This window comes from Streptomyces sp. MK37H (assembly GCF_018035285.1).
GTDB lineage: Bacteria > Actinomycetota > Actinomycetes > Streptomycetales > Streptomycetaceae > Streptomyces > Streptomyces endocoffeicus.
Window position 1 is genome coordinate 1 of sequence record NZ_JAAAYH010000081.1, and the last position, 25,961, is coordinate 25,961.

Below are 25,961 nucleotides of genomic sequence, written 5' to 3' on the forward strand. Positions count from 1 at the left end.
ACCTACGACAGCTTCGCCGCGAAGCCGAGGAACGCCGTGCCCGCGGCCGCCGAGAGCCCCGCCCGCAGCCGCCGGCGCCGCCGGAAGGTGGCGGCCAGATACGTACCGCCGAAGATCAGCACCGACAGATAGGTGATGCTGAACAGCTGCGCCCAGGCGCCCAGCGCCACGAAGGACAGCGCGGGATGGGCGTAGTCCGGATCCACGAACTGGACGAAGAAGGAGATGAAGAAGAGGATCGCCTTTGGGTTCAGCAGGCTGATGACCAGCGCCCGGCGGTACGGGCGCTCGCCCTCCGCGGACCCGATGGCCGTATCCACGGCCCCGTCCGCGCCCCGCGCCTCCGCCGCGTTCCGGGCCGCCTCCGCGGTCCCCGGGCGGCGGCGCCACAGGGCCCGCGCCCCACGCAGCATGCCCACCGCCAGCCAGGTCAGATAGCCCGCGCCCGCGAACTTGACCACCGCGAAGAGCACCGGGCTGGCATGCAGCAGCGAGGCCACCCCGCCCGCCGACAGCGCCATCAGCACGGCGTCGCCGCACAGCACCCCGGCCGCCGCCCGATAGCCGGTACGGGGGCCGCGGCGGGCCGCGACCGACACCACATACAGCGAATTGGGGCCCGGCAGCAGGATGATCAGCGCGAGACCGGCCAGATACGTCGAAAGATCGGTTATCCCCAGCACGATCGGCAGGATGACAGTGGTCCGCCGCGCCGCCCAGTCGGTTTCGCCATCCGGACTTGCACCTCACGCGACGTGAGGGAGCACCGTGGAACCCGTACCGAACAGAAGGAGAGCGGATTCGGCCATGAGCTATTCCGTGGGACAGGTGGCGGACTTCGCCGGCGTCACGGTGCGCACGCTGCACCACTACGACGAGATCGGGCTGCTGCGCCCCGGCGCGCGCAGCGCGGCCGGGCACCGGCGTTACGACGACGCCGACCTCGACCGACTGCAGCGGATCCTGTTCTACCGGGAGCTCGGCTTTCCGCTCGAAGAGGTGGCGGTGCTGCTCGACGACCCGGACATCGATCCGCAGGCCCACCTGCGGCGTCAGCACCGGCTGCTGTCCGACCGGATCGAGCGGCTGCAGGAGATGGCCGCCGCCGTCGAACGAGCCATGGAGGCGCGGAAGATGGGCATCAATCTGACCCCCGAGGAGAAGTTCGAGGTCTTCGGGGACGTCGACCCGGAGCAGTACCAGGAGGAGGTCGAGCAGCGCTGGGGGGACACCGAGGAGTACCGGGAGTCCCAGCGCAGGGCGGCCTCGTACACCAAGGAGGACTGGAAGCGGATCCAGATGGAGGGGGATGACATCAACAACCGCTTCGTCGCGCTGATGGGCGCGGGCACACCGCCGGAGTCCGAGGCGGCGATGGACCTCGCCGAGGAGCACCGGCAGTGGATCAGCCGCAACCACTACGAGTGCGGCCATGAGCTGCACACCTGCCTGGGCCGGATGTATGTCTCGGACCACCGCTTCACGGAGAACATCGACAAGGCCGGGCCGGGGCTGGCCGTCTACCTCCGGGACGCGATCCTCGCCAACGCGGAGCGGCACGGCTAGGGCTGCTAGAGGCATCCCTGGGCTGGCGACCAAGGGCGGGCCTCCTGGGCGGAGGGAACCAAGGGCACGCACACGGCGTTGATAGCTTTGGGCGGCACACTGCGAAGAACACTCAGTCCGCCCCAACCCTGCGGCCGGGCCTCGCACGAGCCTGCATTCCTCGACCCAGGAGCCTCCCCCGTGAACACCCTCGCGCTCGGCCCTCAGTGGCTGGACCCGGACTATCTGATCGAGACCTTCGGTCTGCTCGGCGTCCTGGCCATCGTTTTCGCGGAGTCCGGCCTGCTCATCGGCTTCTTCCTGCCGGGCGACTCGCTGCTGTTCACCACCGGCCTGCTGGTGACCACCAACGTGATCAAGCAGGATCTGTGGCTGGTGTGCGTGGCCGTGGCGGTCGCCGCGATCCTCGGTGACCAGGCCGGATATCTCTTCGGCCGCAAGGTGGGGCCGTCGCTCTTCCGGCGCCCCGACTCCAAGCTCTTCAAACAGGAGAACGTGGAGAAGGCGCATGAGTTCTTCGAGAAGCACGGGCCGAAGTCGCTGATCCTCGCCCGCTTCGTGCCCATCGTGCGGACGTTCACGCCGATCATCGCGGGCGTGAGCCGGATGAACTACCGCTCGTTCATCATCTTCAACGTCATCGGCGGTGTGCTGTGGGGCACCGGCGTCACCCTGCTCGGCTCGGCGCTCGGGAAGGTCGACTTCGTGCATCAGCACATCGAGCTGATGCTGATCGCGATCGTGCTGCTGTCGATCATCCCGATCGTGATCGAGTTCCTCCGGGCGCGCGGCAAGGCGAAGAAGGAGGCCGCCGCGCAGCCGGAGCCGCAGGGCCCGGCCTCGGGTTCCCCCTCCCAGGGGCCGCGCGGGCGCCACGCCAAGCGCTGAGCGGTCCTTCCACCAGGCTTCACATCCGTCACACACCGCCCCCACTTCTCCTTCGGCGGTCACCGCACCGCACAATGGGCTCCGGTGGCCGCCGATGTTGCATCCTTGGCTGCTGGGAACGTACGGGGAGGGCTGGTGAGGAGCGAGGACACGTGAGGTCGGACCGTCAGCAGATGCCGCGTGCCGTGAGCGCGGCGGAGACGGACACGGGGGAGCAGCAGAAGCCGCTGTCCGACGAGGCGCACAGCGCCTTCACCCCGCCCCTGGGCGTACCCCTGCCGCCGCCGCCCGAGGACGAGCACCCGACATCGGAGTTCGCCGTCCCCGACGGACTGACGGCGGAAGCCCCCGCCGAGCCCGAGGGCTCGGCGTTCGTGCCGCCCGCCGGGGTGAAGACCCCCTCGAACAACCAGACCACCGGCGGCTTCCCCGTCATCACCCCGCCGAACGGCATCCCCGTCGTCCGGCTGACCAAGGACGCCCCCTGGCAGGACCGGATGCGCACGATGCTGCGCATGCCGATCAGCGAGCGCCCGACGCCCGAGCGCGTCGAGCGGCAGGACGAGACGGGCCCGGCCGTGCCGCGTGTGCTCGATCTCACTCTCCGCATCGCCGAGCTGCTGCTCGCGGGCGGTGAGGGGGCCGAGGACGTCGAGGCGGCGATGCTCGGCGTGGCGCACGCGTACGGGCTCGACCGCTGCGAGCCGACGGTCACCTTCACCCTGCTGTCGGTCAGCTACCAGCCCTCGCTGGTCGACGACCCGGTCACGGCCAGCCGGACCGTACGGCGCCGGGGCACCGACTACACCCGGCTGTCCGCGGTCTTCCGGCTCGTGGACGACATCACCTCGCGGGACGACTTCACGCTGGAGGAGGCGTACCGGCGGCTCGCCGAGATACGCCGTAACCGCCACCCCTACCCCGGCTGGGCGCTCACCGTGGCCGGCGGCGGGCTGGCCGGCGCGGCGAGCATGCTGGTCGGCGGTGACTGGCCGGTCTTCTTCGCGGCCGCCCTCGGCGCGATGCTCGGCGACCGGCTGGCGTGGCTGGCCTCGGGGCGCGGGCTTCCGGAGTTCTACCAGTTCGTGGCCGCGGCGATGCCGCCCGCCGCGATCGGGGTGGCGCTCAGCCTCGCCAACTCCGGGCTCCAGGCGTCCGCCGTGATCACCGGTGGGCTGTTCGCGCTGATCCCGGGGCGGGCGCTGGTCGCGGGCGTCCAGGACGGGCTGACCGGCTACTACATCACCGCGGCGGCGCGCCTGCTGGAGGTCGGCTATCTGATCGTCGGCATCGTCTGCGGGGTGCTCACGGTGCTCTACGGGGGCCTCCAGCTCGACGCCAAGCTCAACCCGGAGGCGGCGCTGCGCCATGTGGAGCGGCCGTATATCCAGATCCTGGCGGCGATGCTGCTCGCGCTGACCTTCTGCATCCTGCTCCAGCAGGAACGTCACACCGTGCTGTTCGCCACGCTCAACGGCGGGGTCGCCTGGGTGGTCTACGGCGCGCTGGCCGACACCGCGGGCGTCCCGCCGGTGGCCGCCACGACCGTGGCCGCCGGGCTGGTCGGCCTCTTCGGCCAGCTGCTCTCGCGGTACCGATACGCCTCGGCGCTGCCGTACGTCACGGCGGCGATAGGGCCCCTGCTGCCCGGTAGCGCGACCTACTTCGGGCTGCTCGCCCTGGCCCAGGGCAACCTGGACCGCGGCATTCCGCACCTCACCCAGGCGGCGGCACTGGCCCTGGCGATCGCCATAGGGGTGAACCTGGGAGGCGAGGCCGCGCGCCTCTTCCTGAAGATGCCCGGCGCGGACACCGACCCCTCCGGCCGCCGCGCCGCCAAGCGCACCCGGGGCTTCTGACCGGGGCCCCGGGGCTGTCGCGGGGCTGTCGTCCCCGGGCCCGGAGAGCGCCGCCGCCCGGGCCCGGAAACGCGGGAGGGCGGGGCACCCGTACGGTGCCCCGCCCTCCCGGCGTGATCAGGACTCAGTGGCCGCCGGCGGCCTCGAGACGCTTGATGGACGCCTCCACCTCGGCCTCGGCCTCGGCGCGGCCCACCCAGTTGGCCCCCTCGACCGACTTCCCCGGCTCCAGGTCCTTGTAGACCTCGAAGAAGTGCTGGATTTCCAGGCGGTCGAACTCTGAAACGTGGTGAATATCACGCAGATGCTCCACCCGGGGGTCGGAGGCCGGTACGCAAAGCAGCTTGTCATCGCCGCCCGCCTCGTCGGTCATCCTGAACATGCCGATCGCGCGGCACTTGATCAGGCAGCCGGGGAACGTCGGCTCGTCGAGAATGACCAGTGCGTCCAGCGGATCACCGTCCTCGCCGAGGGTGTTCTCGACGAAGCCGTAGTCCGCGGGGTAGCTGGTCGACGTGAAGAGTCGCCGGTCAAGGCGGATGCGACCCGTCTCGTGGTCCACCTCGTACTTGTTCCGCGAACCCTTCGGGATCTCGATGGTGACGTCGAACTCCACGGGTGGCTCCTCCATGATCAACACATACGTCTGGTGATTAAGTGTCCCCCACGCAGGTGTGTGGTGGCGAAAGGGGCTGGTCGGTCGTGCCTGAAGCCCGATCGTGGCAGGTCAGGGAGTGGCTGAGCCACCGGCTGAGCCGTGGGCGACGCGAGTTGGACCGGATGCGCGGGCGTGGGCTGCGCGAGTGGCACCGCGTGCGCGCCCGTGTCCGGCGCGAATGGCGTAGTACGCCCCGCGAGCAGCAGCGGACGTGGCAGCTGGTGGCGGTCTCCGCCGCGACCGGCCTGGTCGTCGCCGTGGTGTCGGTGCTGGTGGCCGGGCCCTGGGACGGCGGTCAGCGGACGGCCGAACGCGCCCGCGCCGCCGAGGACGGTGTCCCGGGCGAGCGGCACGGCGGCCCGGGGCGCCCCGCGCCCAGCGCCGCGCCCGTCCTGGCGGCGCTCGGCACGCGGTCCGCGCCCCGGTCGCCGGACAGCGGCGGCGACGCCGTGCCGCCGCCCACCGGGGCGGGGCTCGCCGACACGCTCGAACCGCTGCTCAAGGACTCCGCGTTGGGCGGTGAGCGCTCGGTGACGGTGATGGACGTGACCACCGGTCAGCAGGTGTTCGGCGCCAAGGCGGGCACGGCCATCGTGCCCGCCTCGACGATCAAGCTCGCGACCGGTGCCGCGGCCCTCTCCGCCCTCGGCCCGGACCACCGCATCAGGACCAGCGTCGTGGCGGGCGCGGGCAAGGACGACATCGTGCTGGTCGGCGGCGGCGACCCCACGCTCACCGCGCGCCCCGTCAAGGGGGACGACCACCCCGCCGCACTCCGCCAGTTGGCCGATGACACCGCCCGGGCCCTGAAGAAGCGCGGCGCGGGCCCCTACCGGCTCGGCTATGACACCTCGCTCTACTCCGGGCCGAAGCTCCACACCATCGGCCCCAACGAGAACCTCTCGCCCGTCGTCCCCCTGATGGCCGATGAGGGCCGTAAGGACGACAGCGACCACGGCACGGCCCCGCGCGCCGAGGACCCGGCCGCCGACGCGGCCGGCGCCTTCGCCGCGATGCTGCGCGACCGCGGGGTCGAGGTGAAGGACGAGCCCCGGGCGGGCAAGGCCGCCAAGGGCGCCCGTACGGTGGCCTCCGTCCGCTCCCAGCCGCTGTCCTCGCTCGTCGAGCGGATGCTGACCACCAGCGACAACGACATCGCCGAGGCCCTGGCCCGGCAGACCGCCCTCGCCGCGGGCGAGCCCGCCAGCTTCGAGGGCGGGGCGAAGGCCGTGACCCAGCGGCTGCGCAAGCTGGAGCTGCCGCTGGGCGGTGCCCGGATCGCGGACGGCAGCGGGCTCGACCGCGCCGACCACGTCTCCGCCGGGCTGCTCGCCCAGGTGCTGGTGCGCGCCGCCGACCGCGACCACCCCGAACTGCGGTCGCTGCTCACCGGGCTGCCGGTGGCCGGTTTCACCGGCACCCTGCGCACCCGCTACGCCCAGGACGCGGTCGGCCGGGGCGTGGTCCGCGCCAAGACCGGCACCCTCACCGGGGTCAACAGCCTCGCGGGATCGGTCGTGGACGCGGACGGCCGGCTGCTGGTCTTCGCGTATCTGACCAACGGCACCACCGATGCCACCGGCGCCCAGCGCGCCCTGGACCGGATGGCCTCGGCCCTCGCCAACTGCGGCTGCCGCTGAGCTGAGGGGTGACCCGGACGCCGGGCGGCCGCCTGTGCGGACCCCGGTGTCCTCCCGGATGGGGCGCGGGCCACGTACCGTGAAGCCATGACGAGCATCGGTGGTGTGGAGATGGTCGACTGGAATCTCGCGGTCGCGACCGCGACCCGGCTGGTGCGCCCCGGGCCCGAGGTGAGCCGCGAGGAGGCGCGCGCGGTCGTCGCGGAGCTGCGCCGGCACGCCAAGTCCTCGGAGGAGCATGTCCGCGCCTTCACCCGGATGGCCGTCTCCGGCGGCCCGGCCTCCGACACCCCCGTCCTCGTCGTGGACCGCGCGGGCTGGATCAGGGCGAACGTGGCGGGCTTCCGGCAGATCCTCAAGCCACTGCTCGGCAAGATGCAGGACCGGCGCGGCGGACTGCCCGGCGGAGCGGTGCTGGGCGCGGTCGGCGGCAAGGTGACCGGGGTCGAGCTGGGGATGCTGCTGTCCTTCCTGGCCTCCCGGGTGCTCGGCCAGTACGAGACGTTCGCGCCCTCGACCCGAGAGCTGCCCGGTTCCCCGGGCGGCGGCCGGCTGCTGCTGGTGGCGCCCAACATCGTCCACGTCGAGCGCGAACTCGACGTGGCCCCGCACGACTTCCGGCTGTGGGTCGCGCTGCACGAGGAGACCCACCGCACCCAGTTCACCGCCGTGCCCTGGCTGCGCGACCACATCGAGTCCGAGATCCAGGCGTTCCTCGGCGAGACCGACGTGGACCCGGCCACCCTGCTGGAGCGGGTCCGCGAGGCCGTCCAGTCGCTGAGCGGCGGCCGTCCCGCCGACGAGGGTGACGAGGCGGACGGGCACGGCGCGCCCAGCATCATCGAGATCGTCCAGACCCCGGCCCAGCGGGAGATCCTGGCCCGGCTGACCGCGGTGATGTCGCTGCTGGAGGGGCACGCCGACTACGTCATGGACGGGGTGGGGCCGGAGGTCGTGCCGTCCGTCGCGGAGATCAGGGAGAAGTTCCAGAAGCGCCGGGCGAGCGGCGCGGGCCGGCTCGACCAGGCGCTGCGCAAGCTGCTGGGGCTCGACGCCAAGCTGCGGCAGTACCGTGACGGGGAGCGGTTCGTCCGGGCCGTGGTGAACCAGGTCGGTATGGACGGCTTCAACCGGGTCTGGACCTCGCCCAACACCCTTCCGACCAAGGCGGAGATCAGCAAACCCGCCGAGTGGGTCGCGCGGGTGCACCGCAAGGCGGAGTCCTAGAACCGGCACACCCCCGGCACACGCGGAAACGGACGAACGCCCCCTTTAATCACTCGTCCGAGGGACCGTTGGCGACGGGTAGGCGTGCGATGCTCGGGGAACAGCTCGCTTCTGTCACCATCGACATACGCAGCGTGACGAAAGGCTCGTACCGCTCGTACTCCTCGCACCCCCCGAGGCACCCCCTCGAATGACAGATGGGAAACGGACATGGGTCCCCATCCAGCGGTCGCCGCGATACGCCTCGCGGTCCGCCGCGTCCTCCACGACATCCTCGTCGCCCATTCGGCCGCTCCCTCGGCCGCCTCGTCGCCCTCCGCTCCCCCCTCCCGCTCTTCGGCGTCCTCCGCCCCCGGTCCCCGCGGCTCCGCCCCGCGGGACGACGCACCGCTCGTGCTCGCCGCCTGCTCGGGCGGCGCCGACTCCATGGCGCTCGCCTCCGCCCTCGCCTTCGAGGCCCCGCGGGCCGGGCTGCGCGCCGGCGGGGTCACCGTCGACCACGGTCTCCAGCAGGGGTCCGACGCCCGCGCCGCCGAGGTCACCGACCGGATGCGGGCCCTGGGCCTGGCGCCGGTCGAGGCGATCGCCGTGTCCGTCGGCCGGAGCGGCGGCCCCGAGGCCGCCGCCCGGGACGCCCGCTACGCCGCGCTGGACGCCGCCGCCGAGCGCCACGGCGCCGCCGCCGTGCTGCTCGGCCACACCCGTGACGACCAGGCCGAGACGGTTCTGCTGGGCCTCGCCCGCGGCTCCGGCACCCGCTCGCTGTCCGGTATGGCCTGGGTCTCCGGCACCGGCGGCCGCTACCGCCGCCCCTTCCTCCAGCTGGACCGGCACACCGTCCGCGAGGCGTGCCTGGCCCAGTCGCTGCCCGTCTGGGACGACCCGCACAACGTGGACCCCTCCTACACCCGCTCCCGGGTCCGCCACGAGGCCCTGCCCATCCTGGAGAAGGCGCTGGGCAAGGGCGTCGTCGAGGCGCTCGCCCGCACCGCCCAGCTCTCCCGTGACGACGCCGACGCCCTCGACGCCTGGGCCGCCCGCGCCGAGGCCGATGTGATGACCACCGCACCGGCGGCGGCCGGTGGCGCGCAGGCCGTGCACCTCGACACCGTCGGCCTGCACGGACTGCCCACCGCCGTCCGCCGCCGGGTGCTGCGCCGGGCCGCCATCGCCGCGGGCGCGCCCGCCGGTTCGCTCTTCGCCCGCCACATCGAAGAGGTGGACCGGCTGATCACCGGCTGGCGGGGGCAGCGGGCCATCAACCTCCCCGGCCGCGTCGAGGTCCGCCGGGAGGGTGGCAGACTGGTCATCCGGCAGGGCTGATCCGCCCGAGCCAGTTGAGCCGGCAATCGAACGAGAGTGGCGCGTGGACGACAAGGACATGGGCACCGACCTCAAGTCGGTCCTCATCACCGAGGAAGAGATCAACGCGAAGCTGGCCGAGCTGGCCGCCGCCATCGACGAGGAGTACGCGGACAAGGATCTGCTGATCGTCGGCGTGCTCAAGGGCGCGGTCATGGTGATGGCGGATCTGGCGCGTGCCCTCTCCACGCCCGTCACCATGGACTGGATGGCCGTGTCGTCCTACGGCGCGGGCACCCAGTCCTCCGGCGTGGTGCGTATCCTGAAGGACTTGGACACCGACATCAAGGGCAAACATGTCCTGATCGTCGAGGACATCATCGACTCCGGACTGACGCTGTCGTGGCTGCTGTCGAACCTGGGCTCGCGCGAGCCTGCCTCGCTGAACGTCTGCACCCTGCTGCGCAAGCCGGAGGCGGCCAAGGTCGCCATCGATGTGAAGTGGGTCGGCTTCGACATCCCCAGTGAGTTCGTCGTCGGCTACGGCCTGGACTACGCCGAGAAGTACCGGAACCTTCGGTTCGTCGGCACCCTGGCCCCTCACGTCTACGGCGGCTGACGGGCGCCGCCGCCCCTGGGAACCTGGCGGGGTTTTCCGCCGTTGGAGCAGGGGAAGGCGGTTTTGTTAACAGTCCACGGCGGCGTCGGGTGACAATGCTGGGGTACCGTCCGAAGGTCAGTCTTTTTCGAGACTGAGGATTACACAGCTCATACACCGCAAATACACCGCAATACACCGCACGCACAGGCGCCCCTCCAGGGCTGCCGTGCCTCACTGTGGCAGGAGGGACGGGGCGGCTTCGCCCCGTATGGATGGACGTGAAGCGCTACTTCCGTGGGCCGGTCATGTGGATCGTGCTGGCCGTCCTCGCCGTGGTCGTGTTGATGCAGGTCGTCGGCTCGTCCGGCGGCTACAAGTCGGTGGACACCAGTCAGGTCGTCAAGGCGATCAACCAGAACCAGGTCCAGTCCGCCGAACTGACGACCGGCGACGAGCACAAGGTAAAGATCAAGCTCAAGGACAACGTCGCCAAGATCTCGGGCAGCGACAAGCTCCAGGCCACCTACATCGGTGACCAGGGCGTCGATCTTGCCAAGACTCTGCAGGCCAACGCCCAGAAGCAGGGCGGGATCCCCGACGGGTACAACGTCTCGACGTCGAAGCAGAACCCCTTCGTCGGGATTCTGCTCTCGCTGCTCCCGTTCGTGCTGATCGTCGTGGTCTTCCTGTTCCTGATGAACCAGATGCAGGGCGGCGGCTCCCGGGTGATGAACTTCGGGAAGTCGAAGGCCAAGCTCATTACCAAGGACACGCCGAAGACGACCTTCACCGATGTGGCGGGGGCCGACGAGGCGGTCGAGGAGCTCCAGGAGATCAAGGAGTTCCTGCAGGAGCCGGCGAAGTTCCAGGCCGTGGGCGCCAAGATCCCCAAGGGTGTGCTGCTCTACGGCCCGCCCGGTACGGGTAAGACGCTGCTCGCGCGTGCCGTCGCGGGCGAGGCGGGTGTCCCCTTCTACTCGATCTCCGGCTCCGACTTCGTCGAGATGTTCGTGGGTGTGGGTGCCTCCCGGGTCCGCGACCTGTTCGAGCAGGCCAAGGCCAACGCCCCGGCCATCGTCTTCGTCGACGAGATCGACGCCGTCGGCCGGCACCGCGGTGCGGGCATGGGCGGCGGCCATGACGAGCGCGAGCAGACGCTGAACCAGCTGCTCGTCGAGATGGACGGCTTCGATGTGAAGGGCGGGGTCATCCTGATCGCCGCCACCAACCGGCCCGACATCCTCGACCCGGCGCTGCTGCGCCCGGGCCGCTTCGACCGGCAGATCGCCGTCGACCGCCCGGACATGCAGGGCCGGCTGGAGATCCTCAAGGTCCACCAGAAGGGCAAGCCGGTCGCCCCGGACGTCGACCTGTCGGCCGTCGCCCGTCGCACCCCCGGGTTCACCGGTGCCGATCTGTCGAACGTGCTGAACGAGGCCGCCCTGCTGACGGCCCGCAGCGACAAGAAGCTGATCGACAACCACTTCCTGGACGAGGCGATCGACCGAGTCGTGGCCGGTCCGCAGAAGCGGACCCGGATCATGAGCGACAAGGAGAAGAAGATCACCGCGTACCACGAGGGCGGTCACGCCCTGGTCGCGGCGGCGTCTCCGAACAGCGATCCGGTGCACAAGGTCACGATCCTCTCCAGAGGCCGGGCCCTGGGCTACACCATGGTCCTGCCCGACGAGGACAAGTACTCGACCACGCGCAACGAGATGCTGGACCAGCTCGCCTACATGATGGGCGGCCGGGCGGCGGAGGAGCTCGTCTTCCACGACCCGACCACGGGCGCGTCCAACGACATCGAGAAGGCCACCACCACGGCTCGCGCGATGGTCACGCAGTACGGCATGACCGAGCGGCTGGGCGCGATCAAGTTCGGCTCCGACAACTCCGAGCCGTTCCTCGGCCGTGAGATGGCTCACCAGCGCGACTACTCCGAAGAGGTCGCCGCGCTGGTGGACGAGGAGGTCAAGAAGCTCATCGAGGCCGCGCACAACGAGGCGTGGGAGATCCTCGTCGAGAACCGGGACGTCCTGGACAACCTGGTGCTGGCGCTGCTGGAGAAGGAGACGCTGAACAAGGAGGAGATCGCCGAGATCTTCGCCCCGGTCGTCAAGCGCCCGGCCCGTCCGGCGTGGACCGGCTCCTCGCGGCGTACGCCCTCCACCCGTCCGCCGGTGCTCTCCCCCAAGGAGCTGGCCCCGGCCAACGGCGCCCAGCCCACCTCGGCGGCCTCGCTGACCAAGAGCACCGCCCCGGAGGAAAGCGCCGAGCGTCCCGAGGGTTCGGGCTCCGGCTCGGAGAACTGATCCCCGCCACCGGGGGCGGCTTCCGCTCCCGGTGGCCCCGGAATGAATGCCGTGTCCATCAGGTTCTAGCCTGGTGGACGCGGCATTTTCGCGTTCGTGTGCGTATGTGAGGAACGAGGCAGTCCATGACCGACCCGGTGACGCTGGACGGCGAGAGCCCCATTGGCGTGTTCGACGAGAAGCGGGCCGAGAACGCGATCCGTGAGCTGCTGATCGCCGTCGGCGAGGACCCCGACCGGGAGGGGCTGCGCGAGACGCCGGGCCGGGTGGCCCGTGCGTACAAGGAGATCTTCGCGGGGCTGCGCCAGGAGCCCGAGGACGTCCTGACCACCACCTTCGACCTGGGCCATGATGAGATGGTGCTGGTCAAGGACATCGAGGTGATGTCCTCCTGCGAGCACCACCTGGTGCCGTTCGTGGGCGTGGCCCATGTGGGCTATATCCCGTCCCACGACGGCAAGATCACCGGGCTGTCCAAGCTGGCCCGGCTGGTCGATGTCTTCGCCCGCCGCCCCCAGGTCCAGGAGCGGCTGACCACCCAGATCGCCGAGTCCCTGATGCGGATACTGGAGCCGCGCGGGGTGATCGTGGTGGTCGAGTGCGAGCACATGTGCATGACTATGCGCGGGGTGCGCAAGCCCGGCGCCAAGACCCTCACCTCGGCCGTCCGCGGCCAGCTGCGCGACCCGGCCACCCGGGCGGAGGCGATGAGCCTCATCATGGCCCGCTGAGCGGCTCTCCGGGCTCCGCACACCTCACAGGCCGCGTCACAGGCCGCGAGGGGCCCTCCGGAGCGCCTCAGGCGCGGGCCGCCGCGCTCGGGCCGTTCCCGTCGTTGTCGTCGTCCTCCGGGAGCTTGAGCACCCGCTCCAGGAAGAACGCGGCCGCCACCACCCCCGCGCCCGCCAGGACCGAGCCCCCGGCGTAGAACGCCTGATCGCGGCGGGCGGGCACATCGAGCTGCTCCATGGCCAGGAAGACGCCCACTCCGCCGTACATCCCCGCGACCAGCGCCGCCACCAGCGCGCTGGCCTGCCCGAAGACCACCGCACGGGCGGCCACCATCGGGTCCACGCCCTTGGCGTCGGGCTGCCGCTCCCGCTGGGCGCGCAGCCGGGACCGCAGCGACAGCGCGGTGGCGGCCAGCACGACCGCGATCAGGGCCAGCACGATCGGCGCGGCCACCGGGACGCTCGGCAGCGACCCGAAGGTGTCCCACAGCCGGGCGCCCGCCCACGACACCACACCGGCCACGGCGAACAGCCCGACCAGCACCCCGATCCGAAGTTGCTTCACCGAGCGGTCGCCCCTCAATCCAGTACGTGCCAGCGTCTCCCGGAACCTATCCGGATCAACGTCTACTCGGGCAGTCGCAGTTCCAGATCGACGCGGACCCGGACCCCTTCCTGGCCCACCGTCGCCAGCAGCCCCGCGACCGTCCCGCGCCCGGGTACCTCGGCCTGCGGATCCACGTCGTTCCACGGCACCAGGACGAAGGCGCGCTCATGGGCGCGCGGATGCGGCAGGGTCAGCCGCGGGTCGTCGGAGACCACGTCCTGGTACGCCACGATGTCGACGTCGATGGTGCGCGGGCCCCAGCGCTCGTCCCGCACCCGCTCGAACGCCTCCTCGATCGCGTGGCCGCGCTCCAGCAGCGAGGACGGCGGCAGCGTCGTCTTGATCAGGACCACCGCGTTGAAGTACGTGGCCTGGGTGCCGGGGTCCACGCCCCACGGATCCGTCTCGTACACCGGCGACACGGCCTTGACCCGCAGGCCCGGGGTGTCCTCCAGCGCGTCGATCGCGCCCTGGAGGGTCTCCAGGCGGTTGCCCAGATTGCTGCCGAGTGAGATCACCGCCCGTTTGGGGTTGCTCAACGTCACATCGGCGGCGTCCACCTGCTCCACCACGGAAGCGGGAACGGGCTGCACGGTCGGGTCGCTGCTGCTCATACTCGGCTCCGGGTGATGGTGATGGTCACGTCGTCAAAGGGCACGGTGATCGGGGCCTGCGGCTTGTGCACCACGACCTCGACCTCCCGCACCACGTCGTGCTCGAGGCACCGGTCCGCGATCCGTTCGGCCAGTGTCTCGATCAGATCGACCGGCTCACCCCGTACCACGTCCACGACCTCCTCCGCCACCACGCCGTAGTGGACGGTCCTGCCGAGGTCGTCGTCGGCCGCGGCGGGCCGAGTGTCCAGGCCGAGCACGAGGTCCACGACGAAGTCCTGGCCCTCCTCGCGCTCATGGGGCAGCACACCGTGGTGCCCGCGAGCCCTCAGGCCGCGCAGCGCGACACGATCCACCTGAACCACTCCTGCTGGTCGTCGGTACGCGGGCACGTCCCATCCGGAACGCACCACCCGTCCCCTGCCGTATGCGGGGGTACCTGCCTCGAATCTACCTGCGAGCCCCGGCGGCACTCGCCCATGGGGTGGGTGGCGCTCGCTGCCGACGCTCCGCGCCACAGCCTCCTACCCCCACCTCGCGGGGCTCGAACGGGGTGGGCTCAGCCCGGCAGCAGTCCGTCGTCGGCGGGCCCTTCGGAGCCGCCCGGCTCCTCGTCGTCGCTCTCCGCGAGCACCGGGGAGCCGTGGTGCGCCCAGACCTTCCAGCCGTCCTCCGTCCGGCGGAACACGTTCGTGGCCACGACCAGCTGGCCCACCAGCGGGCCGAGCTGGCCCTCCTCCTCCGCCGGGGCGCCGCTGAGGATGTTCTCGGTGCAGGTGACCATGGCGGTGTCGGCCATCACCGACACCTCGACATCCGTCAGGAAGAACTGGATGTAGTCCGTATTGGCCATGATCAGCGCGTATGAGCGGAGCACCTCGCCCCGGCCGCGCAGCACCGGCCAGCCCGGGTGGACACAGGACACCTCGGTGTCGGGGGAGTCCAGCCAGAGCCGCTGCAGTGTGGCGTGGTCGCCCTGCTCCATGGCGTCGTACAGCGCGGTGTTGACCAGCGCCACACGCTCGTTGTCCGTAAGGGAAGTCACAGCGCTCCCGCCGTGGTCTCGGCCGCTTCGATGGCCCGCGCCACGCGCACCGCGTCCGCGCTGGCCCGTACCTCGTGCACCCGGACGGCCCAGGCGCCCTCGCGCGCCGCGAGCGCGGAGACCGCCGCCGTGGCGGCGTCCCGCTCCCGGGCGGGCGGCGGGCTGCCCCCGTCGCCGGCCAGGACGCGCCCCAGGAACCGCTTGCGGGAGGCCGCCACCAGCAGCGGCCGGCCCAGCTCCCGCAGCGTGGACAGATGGGCCACCAGCGCCAGGTCGTGGTCGGCGTCCTTGGCGAAGCCCAGGCCCGGGTCGACCACGATCCGCTCCGGGTCGACACCGCCCGCGACCGCCCGCTCCAGGCCGGCGCGCAGCTCGGAGACGACCTCGCCGACCACGTCCGCGTACACCGCCCGATTGTTCATGTCGATCGACCGGCCGCGCCAGTGCATCACCACGAACGGCACCTCCGCCGCGGCCACCATGGGAACCATCGCGGGGTCGGCGCCGCCGCCGCTGACGTCGTTGACCAGCCGGGCCCCGGCAGCCACGGCCCGCTCGGCCACCGCGGCCCGCATGGTGTCCACACTGATCACGGCCCCGGCCGCGGCCAGCTCCCGGACCACCGGGATCACCCGGCGCAGCTCCTCGGCCTCGTCGACGCGCGCCGCGCCGGGCCGGGTCGACTCGCCGCCGACGTCCACCAGGTCGGCCCCGGCGGCGACCAGATCGAGACCGTGCTTGACGGCCAGATCGGTGTCGAACCACTTCCCGCCGTCGGAGAAGGAGTCGGGTGTGACGTTCACCACGCCCATCACCGCGCACCTGTCCCACTCCGGCAGTCCGGCCACCCGGCTCCGCCCATGCAACGTGCTCATGTGCCCAGCCTAGGCGTAGGGGGTGCGTTCTGGATCAGGCCGCCTGCTGGAGCTCCCGGCCCTCGGTCAGGTGCCGATGGGCGCAGGGCCGGGGCTCGGGGCGGCGTCCGCGGCGCAGCAGCCGGGGCAGGGCGAGCGAGACGAACCCCTCCGCCTGCATCGCGGCCAGGCCGATCCGGGGCAGGTCGCGGGTGTTGCGGAAGACCACGAAGCGCGGCTCCCAGCGCGGCTGGAACTTCGCGTTGAACTTGTACAGCGACTCGATCTGGAACCAGCGGGAGAGGAACACCAGCAGCGCCCGCCAGCCGCGCAGCACCGGGCCCGCACCCAGCTTCTCGCCGCGCGCCAGCGCCGAGCGGAACATCGCGAAGTTCAGCGACACCCGCTCCACGCCCAGCTCGGGGGCGGCCCGCAGCGCGGCCACGATCAGCAGCTCGTTCATGCCCGGGTCGGCGCTCCGGTCGCGCCGCATCAGCTCAAGCGACATCCCGTCCCGGCCCCACGGCACGAAGTGCAGCACGGCCTTGAGGTCGCCGTACGGGCCGTCCTGCGCGCCCTCGTCGGCGGCCTTGTGGGCGGTGGCGATGACCGCGTCCCCGTCCGCCGGGTCGCCGATCCGGCCCAGCGCCATCGAGAAGCCGCGCTCGGTGTCGGTGCCCCGCCAGTCGGCGGCGGCGCGCCGGATGGCCTCCAGCTCCTCGGGACTCAGCTCGCCGGCGCGCCGCACCCGGGTCTGGTAGCCGGCCCGCTCGATCCGCTTGACCATCTGGCGCACATTGCGCATCGCGCGCCCGGAGAGGGTGAAGTCCGCCACATCGACGATGGCCTCGTCGCCGAGCTCCAGCGCGTCCAGGCCGGTCTCGCGGGTCCACACCTCGCCGCCGGTCTCGCTGCAGCCCATTACCGCCGGGGTCCAGGAGTGGGCCCGCGCCTCCTCCATGAAGCGGGCGATCGCACCGGGCCACGCCTCCACGTCGCCGACCGGGTCGCCGCTGGCCAGCATCACCCCGGAGACCACGCGGTAGCAGACCGCGGCCTTGCCGGTGGGGGAGAAGACCACGGCCTTGTCGCGGCGGAGGGCGAAGTGGCCGAGCGAGTCGCGGCGCCCGTGGGCGGTGAGCAGGCCCCGCAGCCGCTCCTCGTCCTCGGCGGTGAGGCGGGCGGCGGGGTGCTCGGGGCGGAAGGCGAGATAGGCGGTGGTGGCCACGGTCAGCAGGCCCAGCGCGCCGAGGGAGTAGCCGACGGTGTAGTCCGCGCCGTGGCGGTAGTCGACCGGCCCCTCGAAGCCGAACAGGCCCCACAGAACGTGCTCCAGCTGCTCGCCGAGCGACGGGCTTCCTTCGATGGCGTCCGGATGCGACCGGACGATGAGCAGTCCCACGGTGACGCTGACCGCGCCCATGATCACGAAGTTGGCCAGCGCCATCCAGCGGCTGCGGGGGTCCGGCAGCGCCGCGAACTCGGCGCGGTAGCGGATCAGCACCCCCATCAGCACGAGGGAGAGGACCATGCCGATGACCGAGTGCCGGTAGAGCAGCTGTGCGGCGGCGCCGACCGGCAGCAGTCCCACGGCCGCGACCCAGGCCCGGCGCTTACGCCGTTTGAGGCCGTGGGCCAGCATCAGCAGCAGCAGACCGACCACGATCGAGGCGGCGGCCGCCAGGGAGCTCACGGCGCCCGGCAGCAGCTCGGCCAGCGCGTGCACCCTGCTGTGCCGCAGCCGGGGGAAGACGATGTCCATCAGCCCGATCAGCGTGCACGCGGTGCCGACGCCGGTGGGCACCGCCTCCGGCCTGGGGCCGCGTGGCAGGCGCCGTATCCGGGTGGGAACCTTCCCGGATGTTTCGGCATCTTGACTGTCAGACATCTGTATTCCCGTCGCTTCGGTCAAGAGGATCTTCGGTTCTGTTGCGCGGCATCCGCACGATTCGCGCCCAGTAAGACGGCGTTTGAAGGAGCGGGGTTCACTCCCCAGCCGCGGCTGGGAGGTTCCCCCGGCGGCACGGGGGGGCCGGCCGCCCGGCAGAAAGATAGTGATGGGTCTCACGAGCAACAACATCGTGATCGCGGCAGCCGTCGCGGCGTTGCTGCTGTTCGCGGCCACGATATGGCTGTGGCCCCGGCTGGCCGGGCGCGGCGTGGCTCCCGTGCTCGGCCGGTTCGGCATGCTACTGGGCACGCAGCTGTCCGTGTTCATGGCGTTCGGACTGTTCGCCAATCAGTCCTTCGGATTCTACGGATCCTGGTCCGACCTCCTCGGTACGCAGGACGAGCCGGGTGTCGTAGTGGACCACGACACCCCGGGCACCCGGGTGCGGGTCACCGAGACCCGCCACCTGGCCATGGACGGCGGCTCCTCGCCCAGGATCGCCGGGCGCATCGAGAAGGTGAACATCCAGGGGCCGGTCTCCGGGATCGCGAGCCCCGCGTACATCTATCTGCCGCCGGAGTACTTCCGGCCCGAGTACGCCCGGCGGACCTTCCCCGCCGCGCTGGTGCTGACCGGGTATCCGGGCACCACCGAGGCGCTCATCAATGGCCTGAAGTATCCACAGCACTCGCACAAGCTGGTCAAAGCGGGGAGGATGCAGCCCCTCGTCCTGGTGATGATGCGGCCGACGGTCGTGCCGCCGCGCGACACCGAGTGCGTGGACGTGCCGGGCGGGCCCCGGACCGAGACGTTCTTCACCAAGGATCTGCCCAAGGCGGTGGCCGACCACTACCGCGTGGGCAAGCGGGCCCGTAACTGGGGCGTCATCGGAAATTCCACCGGCGGCTACTGCGCCCTGAAGATGGCCATGCGCCACCCGGACGCGTTCTCCGCGGCGGCCGGGCTCTCCCCCTCGTACAAGGCCCCGATAGACGCGACCACGGGCGATCTCTTCGGCGGCAGCGAGCGGCTGGAGCGGGAGAACGACCTGATGTGGCGGCTGGACCACAAACCGGCGCCGCCGGTCTCGCTGCTGGTGTCCAGCAGCGAGCACGGTGAGCGGAACTACAAGGACACCGTGCGCTTCGTGAACAAGGTGAAGCGGCTCAACCGGCGCGGGGAGCCGACCCGGATCTCGTCGATCATCCTGAGCACCGGCGGCCACAACTTCAACACCTGGAAGCGGGAGGTCCCCGCCGCCCTGGAGTGGCTCGGCGGCCGCCTGAGCGCTCCGCTGGAAGTGCCCTGAGCTGCCGTCGATCGTCTGCGGCGCCGTCGTGGCTGATCGCGCCCGCGCGGCGAGCCGCATATCGACACAGCCCCGCGCCCCTTCGGGGCGCCTCCACAGCAGCCGACCTTCCGATCTGCTCAGCCTCCGGGGCCCGGGGCGGACCTACACGTCGGCGACGGTCTGCAGCTGGACTTCCCCGCGGGCGATGCCGCCCGCGTCGGCGTCGATCGAGCGGCGGAGGGCCTCATGGAGCCGGGCCGGGGTGAGGACGCCGAGGAAGCGCTCCTCGTCCAGGACCGCGATCCAGCCCGCGTCATGCTGCAGCATCGTGCTGAACGCCTGCTTTAGCGGCGCCCCCACCGGCAGCCACGCCTCCATCCGGCGCGCGTGGTCCCGTACGGTCCCCCGCGCGCCGTCGGCCGCCTCCGCCGGGATCCAGCCGTGCAGCCGGTCCGCGTCGTCCAGGACGACGGCCCAGCGCGCCCCGTCCGCGGTCAGCTTGGCGGCCGCCTTGGCGAGCGGGTCGTCCAGGTGGACCACGGGCGGCTGGGTCAGGTCGCCGGGCTCGATGGGGGTGACCGACAGCCGCTTCAGCCCCCGGTCCGCGCCGACGAAGTCGGCCACATACGGGGTGGCGGGCGCGCCCAGCACCGTGGCCGGGGTGTCGAACTGCTCGATCCGCCCCGAGCCGTAGACGGCGATGCGGTCCCCGAGCCGGACCGCCTCCTCGATGTCATGGGTGACGAAGAGCACGGTCTTCCGCACCTGTGACTGAAGTCGCAGGAATTCGGTCTGGAGATGCTCACGGACGACCGGGTCGACCGCGCCGAACGGCTCGTCCATCAGCAGCACCGGCGGGTCCGCGGCCAGCGCGCGGGCCACGCCGACGCGCTGCCGCTGACCGCCGGAGAGCTGGTCCGGGTAGCGGTCGCCGTAGACGGACGGGTCGAGGCCGACCAGGTCCAGCAGCTCGGCGGCGCGCTCCCGCCCCTTCTTCCGCTGCCAGCCCAGCAGATGCGGCACGGTCGAGGTGTTCTCCAGCACGGTCTTGTGCGGGAAGAGCCCGACCTGCTGGATGACATAGCCGATACGGCGGCGCAGGGCGACCGGATCCGCCTCGGCGATGTCCTCGCCGTCCACCAGGATCCGCCCCGATGTCGGCTCGATGAGCCGGTTCACCATCTTCATCGTCGTCGTCTTGCCGCAGCCCGAGGGGCCGACGAGGGTGACCAGCTCGCCCTCCGACACCTCGAAGGAGAGGTCGTCCACGGCCGTTGTGCCATCGGCGTAGCGCTTGGTGACATGTTCGAAACGGATCATGGCTCCCCATTGTTGCCGCATTCGTGGCAGACATTGTTGCTGTTGTGTGGCGATCGGACGAGATTGTCATCTACCGGGGTTAGGGTCACCTGGAATTGTGATGAGCAACCGGCCCGCGACCCGACGGGGGAGGTGAGCGTATGGCCGACGGAAACTGTCTGATCAGTAACGAGTGGATATGCGGTGAGTATGTACGCACACGCGGTCAAGAGCTGACGGATGCGACGCTCGAGCATGTAGGGATCACGCTCGCCTCGGTGGCGATCGGCCTTCTGGTCGCCTTTCCGCTGGCGCTGCTGGCCCGCCGCTGGCGGCCGGTGGCCGGGCCGGTGCTGGGGCTGACCACGATCCTCTACACGGTGCCGTCGCTGGCGATGTTCTCGTTGCTGCTGCCCGTGTTCGGAGTATCGGCCGCGGTGGTGATCACCGGTCTGGTGCTCTATTCGCTCACGATCCTGGTGCGCAACATCATGGCCGGTCTCGCCTCGGTGCCCGAGGAGGCGCGGGAGGCGGCCCGGGGGATGGGGTACGGCCCGCTGCGGCTGCTCTTCGGCGTGGAGCTGCCCCTCGCCCTGCCCGCGCTGATGGCCGGGCTGCGGATCACCACCGTCTCCACCGTCTCGCTCACCACGGTGGGCGCGATCATCGGATACGGCGGCCTCGGCAACCTCATCTACGAGGGCATGCGCAGCTTCTTCAAGGCCGAGGTGCTCACCGCCTCGGTGCTGTGCGTGGCGCTGGCGGTGGTGGCGGATCTGCTGCTGCTCGGCCTCCAGCGGCTGCTGACGCCGTGGGTACGCAAGAGTCGGAAGGGCACCACCTGATGGACGTCGTCGCCAAGGCGTGGACCTGGCTGGCCACCGGGTCGCACTGGGCGGGCCCCGACGGGGTGTGGCACCGGCTGGGCCAGCATCTGTTCCTGACCTTCGTCTGCCTGGCGATCTCCTGCGCGGTGGCGCTGCCGATCGCCGTGGCCCTCGGCCACATCGGCAAGGGCGGCGCGCTCGCGGTGAACATCTCCAACGCGGGGCGCGCCGTGCCCACCTTCGCCGTACTGGTGCTGTTGCTGCTCAGCCCGCTGGGGACGCACGGCCAGTGGCCCACGATCATCGCGCTGGTGCTGTTCGCCATCCCGCCGCTGCTCACCAACGCCTATGTCGGGGTGCACGAGGCGGACCGGGAGGTCGTGGAGGCGGCCCGCGGCATGGGGATGACCGGCGGCCAGCTGATCCGCCGGGTCGAGCTGCCGCTGGCGTTCCCGCTCATCATGACGGGCGTACGGACGGCCGCGGTGCAGGTCGTGGCCACCGCGACGCTGGCCGCGCTGCCGGGCGGCGGCGGTCTCGGCCGGATCATCACGGCGGGCTTCCGGCTCACCGACACCCCGCAGGTGGTGGCCGGTGCGGTACTGGTCGCGACCCTCGCGCTGGTGGTCGAGGGCGTCTTCGTGCTGCTGGGCCTGGTGCTCGACCCGATGCGGCGCAGGACGGGGCGGCGGTCGACCGCGGCCCGGCGCCCGCCCGCCGACCAGGCGCCGGCCTCACCGGCGCTCACGACGTAGAACCCGCGGGCCGAGCCCTCCCGCGACCGGGCGCCAGGCGTGCGGACACCCAGGGCGGACAGCGCGGACAGCGCGGATGACGCATAGATCGCGGACGACGCGGAAAGCGCGGATGACGCATAGATCGCGGACGACGCGGAATGCGCCGACAACGCGGCCACACAACCGCGGCCACAACAACGGATGGGGAACCATGAGAAAGATCAATCAGGCGGCGGCTGCCGTGGCGGGGGTCGCGGCGCTGGCGGCCGGGCTGACCGCCTGCGGCGGGGACAGCCTGGAGAAGTCGAGCGGCGGCGACAGTTCCGGTAAGCCGGGCAAGGGCTCGCTGGTGATCGGATCCGCCTCCTTCTCCGAGTCGAAGATCCTCGCGGAGCTGTACGCGGGGGTTCTGAAGGACGCCGGCTATTCCACCTCGATCAAGACGGTGGACGCCCGTGAGCTGTATGAACCGGCCCTGGAGAAGGGCCAGATGGATGTCGTGCCGGAGTACGCGGCGACGCTGGCCGAATTCCTCAACCAGAAGAAGAACGGGTCGAATGCCGCCCCGGTGGCCTCCTCGGACGTGACCAAGACGGTCGCGGCGCTGAAGAAGCTCGCCGAACCGCGCGGGCTGAAGGTGCTGGAGCCCGGCAAGGCCGTGGACCAGAACGCCTTCGCGGTCAGCGGTGACTTCGCGAAGAAACACGGTCTCAAGACGCTCTCCGACCTCGGGAAGTCCAAGCAGAAGGTCACCCTGGCGGCGGGCGACGAATGCCCCAAGCGGCCCTTCTGTCAGCCGGGTCTGGAGAAGAAGTACGGCATCGACATCGCCGGGATCGACCCGCTGGACATCGGCAGCGTCCAGGCCAAGCAGGCCGTCAAGGACGGCAAGGACCAGATGGTCCTGACCACGACCACGGACAGCACGCTGGATCAGTTCGGGCTCGTGCTGCTCAGCGACGACAAAAATCTGCAGAATGCCGACAACGTACTTCCCGTGGTGAATGCGAAGTCCGCCGGTTCACAGAAGATCGCGGACTCGCTGAACAAGCTCACCAAGGCGCTGACGACCGCCGATCTGAGGGAACTCAACAAGAAAGTTGACGCCGAGCGGCTCAAGCCGGCGGATGTCGCCGACGACTACCTGCGGGACAAGGGGCTGGTGAAGTAGGATCAAATCCCCGCTCGGGAGGGCTTGGCAAGGGCTCGGCAAGGGATCTCGGCCGCGCGACCGCCGTATTTGCCAACGGATTGACAACAGATCTGGCCCGGCGGGCACCCAAGCGACCCCTTAGCACGGTAAGTTTCGGGCCATGCCACGTGGACGCCACCGCCAATCCCCACCCCTGCACAGGCTCCTCCCCTCCGCTTCGGTCGCAGTCGCGTCAATAACCTGCGCCGCCGGTGCCTGGCTGGTCGGCGACACGGTCGTGATCCGTGGACTGGCCGCGACCGCGGCCGGCGCCGCGGTCGTCGGCGCCTACCTGATGCGCCGTTGGGACCGTTCGGCCGGTCGCCGGGTCGCGGAGGCCGCGAGCGAGACCGCGCGCCAGGAGATGAAGTACGAGGAGCGGATCGCGGAGCTCGAGGCGGACGCCGAGAAGGCGAGCGAGTTCCGCGGCGCGCTCAACACCCGGCTGCGCGCCAAGCGCGCCGAGCTCGCCCGGCTGCGCAACGAGCACGCCGAGCTGCTGCGCCGCTACGCCACGGCCGAGACCGAGCGGGCCAGCGCCCTGGAGGGCCGCCGCCGGCTCGCGCTGGAGGCCGCGTCCCCGGCGAAGGCGCTGGAGGCCGCCGGGTCCATCGGGTCCGTCGGGTCCGTCGGGTCCGCCGGGTCCGCCGGGTCCGTCGACTCCGACGACGAGCCGGACGAGGTCCCCACCGGGCTGCCGTCGGCCGCCGCGTACGCCAAGGCCGATGAGGCGCTGAGCCGGCTCAGGGAGAGCGCCCGACGGCAGAAGGAGCGGCGGGAGCAGGCCGCCGCCGCGGCCGCCAAGGCCGAGGCGGCGGAGCGGGCCCCGGAGCAGAACGCGGAACGTGACGACCGTAAGGGCCCGCACGAGAGCCGGGGCAAGGACGGTGCCGCCACGCTGGGGAAGCCCCCGGCGGCCGGCGGGCAGGACGGCGACGGCCCGCAGGAGCCGCCCGCCCACGCCCGTACGGCCGCCTCGGCGGTGGTGCCGTATGCCGCGGCGCGCCGGGCCGCCTCCCGTTCGGAGAGCGGCTTCGACTACTTCGGCACCCAGAAGAGGCAATCGAAGAAGCAGAAGCGGGAGCCCGAACCGGCCGCCGAGGAGGACCTCGCGGATGTGATCGGCGACGAGACCCTGGCGGAGACCAAGAAGGGCGCGGTGGGCGAGGTCGTCGACCTGACCGCGCACGACGAGACGGAGCAGATCGACCTCGGGGAGCTGCGCAGCGCGATCTCGTGAGGGCTCGCCCGCGCGGCTCGCCCGCGTGTTGACCAGCTACTTGTCGATGTCGCCGACGACGAAGAAGAGCGACCCCAGGATCGCCACCATGTCGGCGACGAGAGTGCCCGGCAGCAGCTCGGTGAGCGCCTGGATGTTGTTGTACGACGCCGAGCGGAGCTTCAGCCGGTACGGCGTCTTCTCGCCCTTGGAGACGAGGTAGTAGCCGTTGAGGCCGAGCGGGTTCTCGGTCCAGGCGTAGGTGTGGCCCTCGGGCGCCTTCAGCACCTTCGGCAGCCGCTGGTTGATCGGCCCCGGCGGAAGCCCGTCCAGCCGGTCCAGGCAGGCGTCGGCCAGCGCCAGTGAGGCGTGCGTCTGCTCCAGCAGGCATTCGAACCGGGCGAGGCAGTCGCCCTCCTCGCGGATGGCGACCTTGAGTACGTCCCTCAGCTCGGCGTAGGCCAGATACGGCTCGTCGCGCCGCAGATCGAAGTCGACGCCCGAGGCCCGGGCGATGGGGCCGCTGACCCCGTAGGCGTGCACCGTCTCGCGGGTCAGGACGCCGACGCCGCGGGTGCGGCCCCGGAAGATCTCGTTGCCGAGCACCAGGTCGTCGTACACGCCCATCCGCGAGCGCACCTCGGCCACGGCCTGCCGGGCCCGGCCCAGCCAGCCCGCCGGGAGGTCGTCCTTGAGGCCGCCGACCCGGTTGAACATGTAGTGCATCCGGCCGCCGGAGATCTCCTCCATGACGTGCTGGAGGTCCTCGCGCTCCCGGAACGCGTAGAAGATCGGCGTGATGCCGCCCAGCTCCAGGGGGTAGGAGCCGAGGAACATCAGGTGGTTCAGGACCCGGTTGAGCTCGGCGAGCAGGGTACGGGTCCACACCGCGCGCTCGGGGACCTCCATGCCCAGCATCCGCTCGACGGCGAGCACGACGCCGAGTTCGTTGGAGAAGGCGGAGAGCCAGTCGTGACGGTTGGCGAGCATGATGATCTGGCGGTAGTCGCGCGCCTCGAAGAGCTTCTCCGCGCCCCGGTGCATATAGCCGATCACCGGCTCGGCGCTCTGGATCCGCTCCCCGTCGAGGACCAGCCGCAGCCGTAGCACTCCATGGGTGGAGGGGTGCTGTGGGCCGATGTTGAGCACCATGTCCGTGCTCTCGGCGGCGCCGCCGACGCCGACTGTCGTCTCCGTCATGCGTACCAGTCTCTCAGCTGTCCGGCGGACCTTTCCCCTACCCGCCCCTTCCCGTACCAGGGGCTCCGCCCCTGGACCCCGGGGCCCAGGCGGCGGTGCCGCATATCGATGCGCTGCGTGGCAGGGCCCGAGCGAGGTCTGGGGCGGAGCCCACCGTGCGGCGGTGGCGCATGTCGGTGTTTTCCCTGCCTTCGTCCCTTCCCGCGCGGCAGCGGTTTGTGGCTCCGCTGCGTGGCAGGGGCTCCGCCCTTGGGCCTCGGGGTCTGGGCGGTGGTGCCGGGTGTCGATGCGCTGGGTGGCTGGGCTCGAGGTCTGGGGCGGAGCTCACCGTGCGGCGGTGCCGTATAGCGGTGTTTTCCCTGTCCCGTCTCTTCCCGCGTGGCAGCGGTTTGTGGCTC

The 25,961-nt window shown here is 71.1% G+C and carries 24 protein-coding genes; 14 read left to right on the forward strand and 10 right to left on the reverse strand.

The features are described from left to right. Window positions 1-2: 2 nt before the first annotated feature. A complete protein-coding gene (gene leuE, locus GWI24_RS14410) occupies window positions 3-683 on the reverse strand; it encodes a leucine efflux protein LeuE (RefSeq protein ID WP_210946343.1) in 681 nt (226 codons plus the stop codon). Window positions 684-807: 124 nt separating this feature from the next. Between leuE and GWI24_RS14415 the strand changes: the two genes are divergently transcribed. From GWI24_RS14415 to GWI24_RS14425, 3 genes are all read left to right on the forward strand, one after another. Continuing rightward, window positions 808-1,566, forward strand: coding sequence for a MerR family transcriptional regulator (locus GWI24_RS14415; RefSeq protein ID WP_210946344.1), 759 nt, complete (start codon window positions 808-810; stop codon window positions 1,564-1,566). 180 nt (window positions 1,567-1,746) lie between these two features. Next, complete coding sequence (locus tag GWI24_RS14420) at window positions 1,747-2,454, forward strand: DedA family protein (protein ID WP_210946345.1); 708 nt, start codon at window positions 1,747-1,749, stop codon at window positions 2,452-2,454. 173 nt (window positions 2,455-2,627) lie between these two features. Next, complete coding sequence (locus GWI24_RS14425; protein WP_210946362.1) at window positions 2,628-4,313, forward strand: threonine/serine exporter ThrE family protein; 1,686 nt, start codon at window positions 2,628-2,630, stop codon at window positions 4,311-4,313. Between the two features lie 124 nt (window positions 4,314-4,437). Here GWI24_RS14425 and GWI24_RS14430 read toward each other — a convergent pair whose 3' ends face one another. Continuing rightward, window positions 4,438-4,929, reverse strand: coding sequence for an inorganic diphosphatase (locus GWI24_RS14430; RefSeq protein ID WP_014061662.1), 492 nt, complete (start codon window positions 4,927-4,929; stop codon window positions 4,438-4,440). Between the two features lie 86 nt (window positions 4,930-5,015). Here GWI24_RS14430 and dacB point away from each other — a divergent pair, with 86 nt between their 5' ends. The 6 genes from dacB to folE all read left to right on the forward strand — a co-directional run bounded on the left by dacB (window position 5,016) and on the right by folE (window position 12,787). Further along, a complete protein-coding gene (gene dacB, locus GWI24_RS14435; RefSeq protein WP_210946346.1) occupies window positions 5,016-6,611 on the forward strand; it encodes a D-alanyl-D-alanine carboxypeptidase/D-alanyl-D-alanine-endopeptidase in 1,596 nt (531 codons plus the stop codon). 87 nt (window positions 6,612-6,698) lie between these two features. Continuing rightward, window positions 6,699-7,838 carry a zinc-dependent metalloprotease gene (locus GWI24_RS14440; RefSeq protein ID WP_210946347.1) on the forward strand — a complete coding sequence of 380 codons (1,140 nt, stop codon included), beginning with the start codon at window positions 6,699-6,701 and terminating at the stop codon, window positions 7,836-7,838. 210 nt (window positions 7,839-8,048) lie between these two features. After that, window positions 8,049-9,161, forward strand: a complete 1,113-nt coding sequence (tilS, locus tag GWI24_RS14445) for a tRNA lysidine(34) synthetase TilS (RefSeq protein ID WP_210946348.1) — start codon at window positions 8,049-8,051, stop codon at window positions 9,159-9,161. A gap of 58 nt (window positions 9,162-9,219) precedes the next feature. Continuing rightward, complete coding sequence (hpt, locus tag GWI24_RS14450; RefSeq protein ID WP_198277996.1) at window positions 9,220-9,759, forward strand: hypoxanthine phosphoribosyltransferase; 540 nt, start codon at window positions 9,220-9,222, stop codon at window positions 9,757-9,759. A gap of 254 nt (window positions 9,760-10,013) precedes the next feature. After that, a complete protein-coding gene (gene ftsH, locus GWI24_RS14455) occupies window positions 10,014-12,056 on the forward strand; it encodes an ATP-dependent zinc metalloprotease FtsH (RefSeq protein WP_210946349.1) in 2,043 nt (680 codons plus the stop codon). A gap of 125 nt (window positions 12,057-12,181) precedes the next feature. Then, entirely contained in the window at window positions 12,182-12,787 is a 606-nt protein-coding gene (gene folE / locus GWI24_RS14460) for a GTP cyclohydrolase I FolE (protein WP_059142458.1), read from the forward strand. Between the two features lie 67 nt (window positions 12,788-12,854). Here folE and GWI24_RS14465 read toward each other — a convergent pair whose 3' ends face one another. From GWI24_RS14465 to GWI24_RS14490, 6 genes are all read right to left on the reverse strand, one after another. Continuing rightward, complete coding sequence (locus GWI24_RS14465) at window positions 12,855-13,352, reverse strand: DUF3180 domain-containing protein (RefSeq protein WP_210946350.1); 498 nt, start codon at window positions 13,350-13,352, stop codon at window positions 12,855-12,857. Between the two features lie 62 nt (window positions 13,353-13,414). Beyond that, the gene (gene folK / locus GWI24_RS14470) at window positions 13,415-14,008 is read right to left on the reverse strand and encodes a 2-amino-4-hydroxy-6-hydroxymethyldihydropteridine diphosphokinase (protein ID WP_210946351.1); all 594 of its coding nucleotides are present in this window, start codon (window positions 14,006-14,008) and stop codon (window positions 13,415-13,417) included. Further along, a complete protein-coding gene (folB, locus tag GWI24_RS14475; RefSeq protein WP_020870351.1) occupies window positions 14,005-14,364 on the reverse strand; it encodes a dihydroneopterin aldolase in 360 nt (119 codons plus the stop codon). The genes folK and folB overlap by 4 nt, the downstream gene beginning before the upstream one ends. A gap of 203 nt (window positions 14,365-14,567) precedes the next feature. After that, window positions 14,568-15,053: a nuclear transport factor 2 family protein gene (locus tag GWI24_RS14480; RefSeq protein ID WP_210946352.1), complete on the reverse strand. Its 486-nt coding sequence runs from the start codon at window positions 15,051-15,053 to the stop codon at window positions 14,568-14,570. Continuing rightward, on the reverse strand, window positions 15,050-15,928 hold the full coding sequence (gene folP / locus GWI24_RS14485; protein WP_210946353.1) for a dihydropteroate synthase: 879 nt from the start codon (window positions 15,926-15,928) through the stop codon (window positions 15,050-15,052). Before folP ends, GWI24_RS14480 begins: the two co-directional genes overlap by 4 nt. Window positions 15,929-15,962: 34 nt before the next feature. Next, the gene (locus GWI24_RS14490; protein WP_210946354.1) at window positions 15,963-17,795 is read right to left on the reverse strand and encodes a phosphatidylglycerol lysyltransferase domain-containing protein; all 1,833 of its coding nucleotides are present in this window, start codon (window positions 17,793-17,795) and stop codon (window positions 15,963-15,965) included. Window positions 17,796-17,964: 169 nt separating this feature from the next. Here GWI24_RS14490 and GWI24_RS14495 point away from each other — a divergent pair, with 169 nt between their 5' ends. Beyond that, window positions 17,965-19,107, forward strand: coding sequence for an esterase family protein (locus tag GWI24_RS14495; RefSeq protein WP_210946355.1), 1,143 nt, complete (start codon window positions 17,965-17,967; stop codon window positions 19,105-19,107). Between the two features lie 144 nt (window positions 19,108-19,251). Here the strand turns inward: GWI24_RS14495 and GWI24_RS14500 are convergent, their stop codons facing one another. Further along, window positions 19,252-20,409 (reverse strand): betaine/proline/choline family ABC transporter ATP-binding protein, encoded by a 1,158-nt coding sequence (locus GWI24_RS14500; RefSeq protein ID WP_210946356.1) that lies wholly within the window; start codon window positions 20,407-20,409, stop codon window positions 19,252-19,254. Between the two features lie 140 nt (window positions 20,410-20,549). Between GWI24_RS14500 and GWI24_RS14505 the strand changes: the two genes are divergently transcribed. The 4 genes from GWI24_RS14505 to GWI24_RS14520 all read left to right on the forward strand — a co-directional run bounded on the left by GWI24_RS14505 (window position 20,550) and on the right by GWI24_RS14520 (window position 24,384). Next, a complete protein-coding gene (locus tag GWI24_RS14505; RefSeq protein WP_210946357.1) occupies window positions 20,550-21,233 on the forward strand; it encodes an ABC transporter permease in 684 nt (227 codons plus the stop codon). Then, a complete protein-coding gene (locus tag GWI24_RS14510) occupies window positions 21,233-21,970 on the forward strand; it encodes an ABC transporter permease (protein ID WP_210946358.1) in 738 nt (245 codons plus the stop codon). Before GWI24_RS14505 ends, GWI24_RS14510 begins: the two co-directional genes overlap by 1 nt. 193 nt (window positions 21,971-22,163) lie before the next feature. After that, complete coding sequence (locus tag GWI24_RS14515; protein WP_210946359.1) at window positions 22,164-23,123, forward strand: ABC transporter substrate-binding protein; 960 nt, start codon at window positions 22,164-22,166, stop codon at window positions 23,121-23,123. 259 nt (window positions 23,124-23,382) lie between these two features. Further along, window positions 23,383-24,384: a hypothetical protein gene (locus tag GWI24_RS14520; RefSeq protein ID WP_308343640.1), complete on the forward strand. Its 1,002-nt coding sequence runs from the start codon at window positions 23,383-23,385 to the stop codon at window positions 24,382-24,384. A gap of 36 nt (window positions 24,385-24,420) precedes the next feature. Here GWI24_RS14520 and GWI24_RS14525 read toward each other — a convergent pair whose 3' ends face one another. Then, window positions 24,421-25,563, reverse strand: coding sequence for an NADH-quinone oxidoreductase subunit D (locus tag GWI24_RS14525; RefSeq protein ID WP_210946361.1), 1,143 nt, complete (start codon window positions 25,561-25,563; stop codon window positions 24,421-24,423). Window positions 25,564-25,961: the final 398 nt, after the last annotated feature.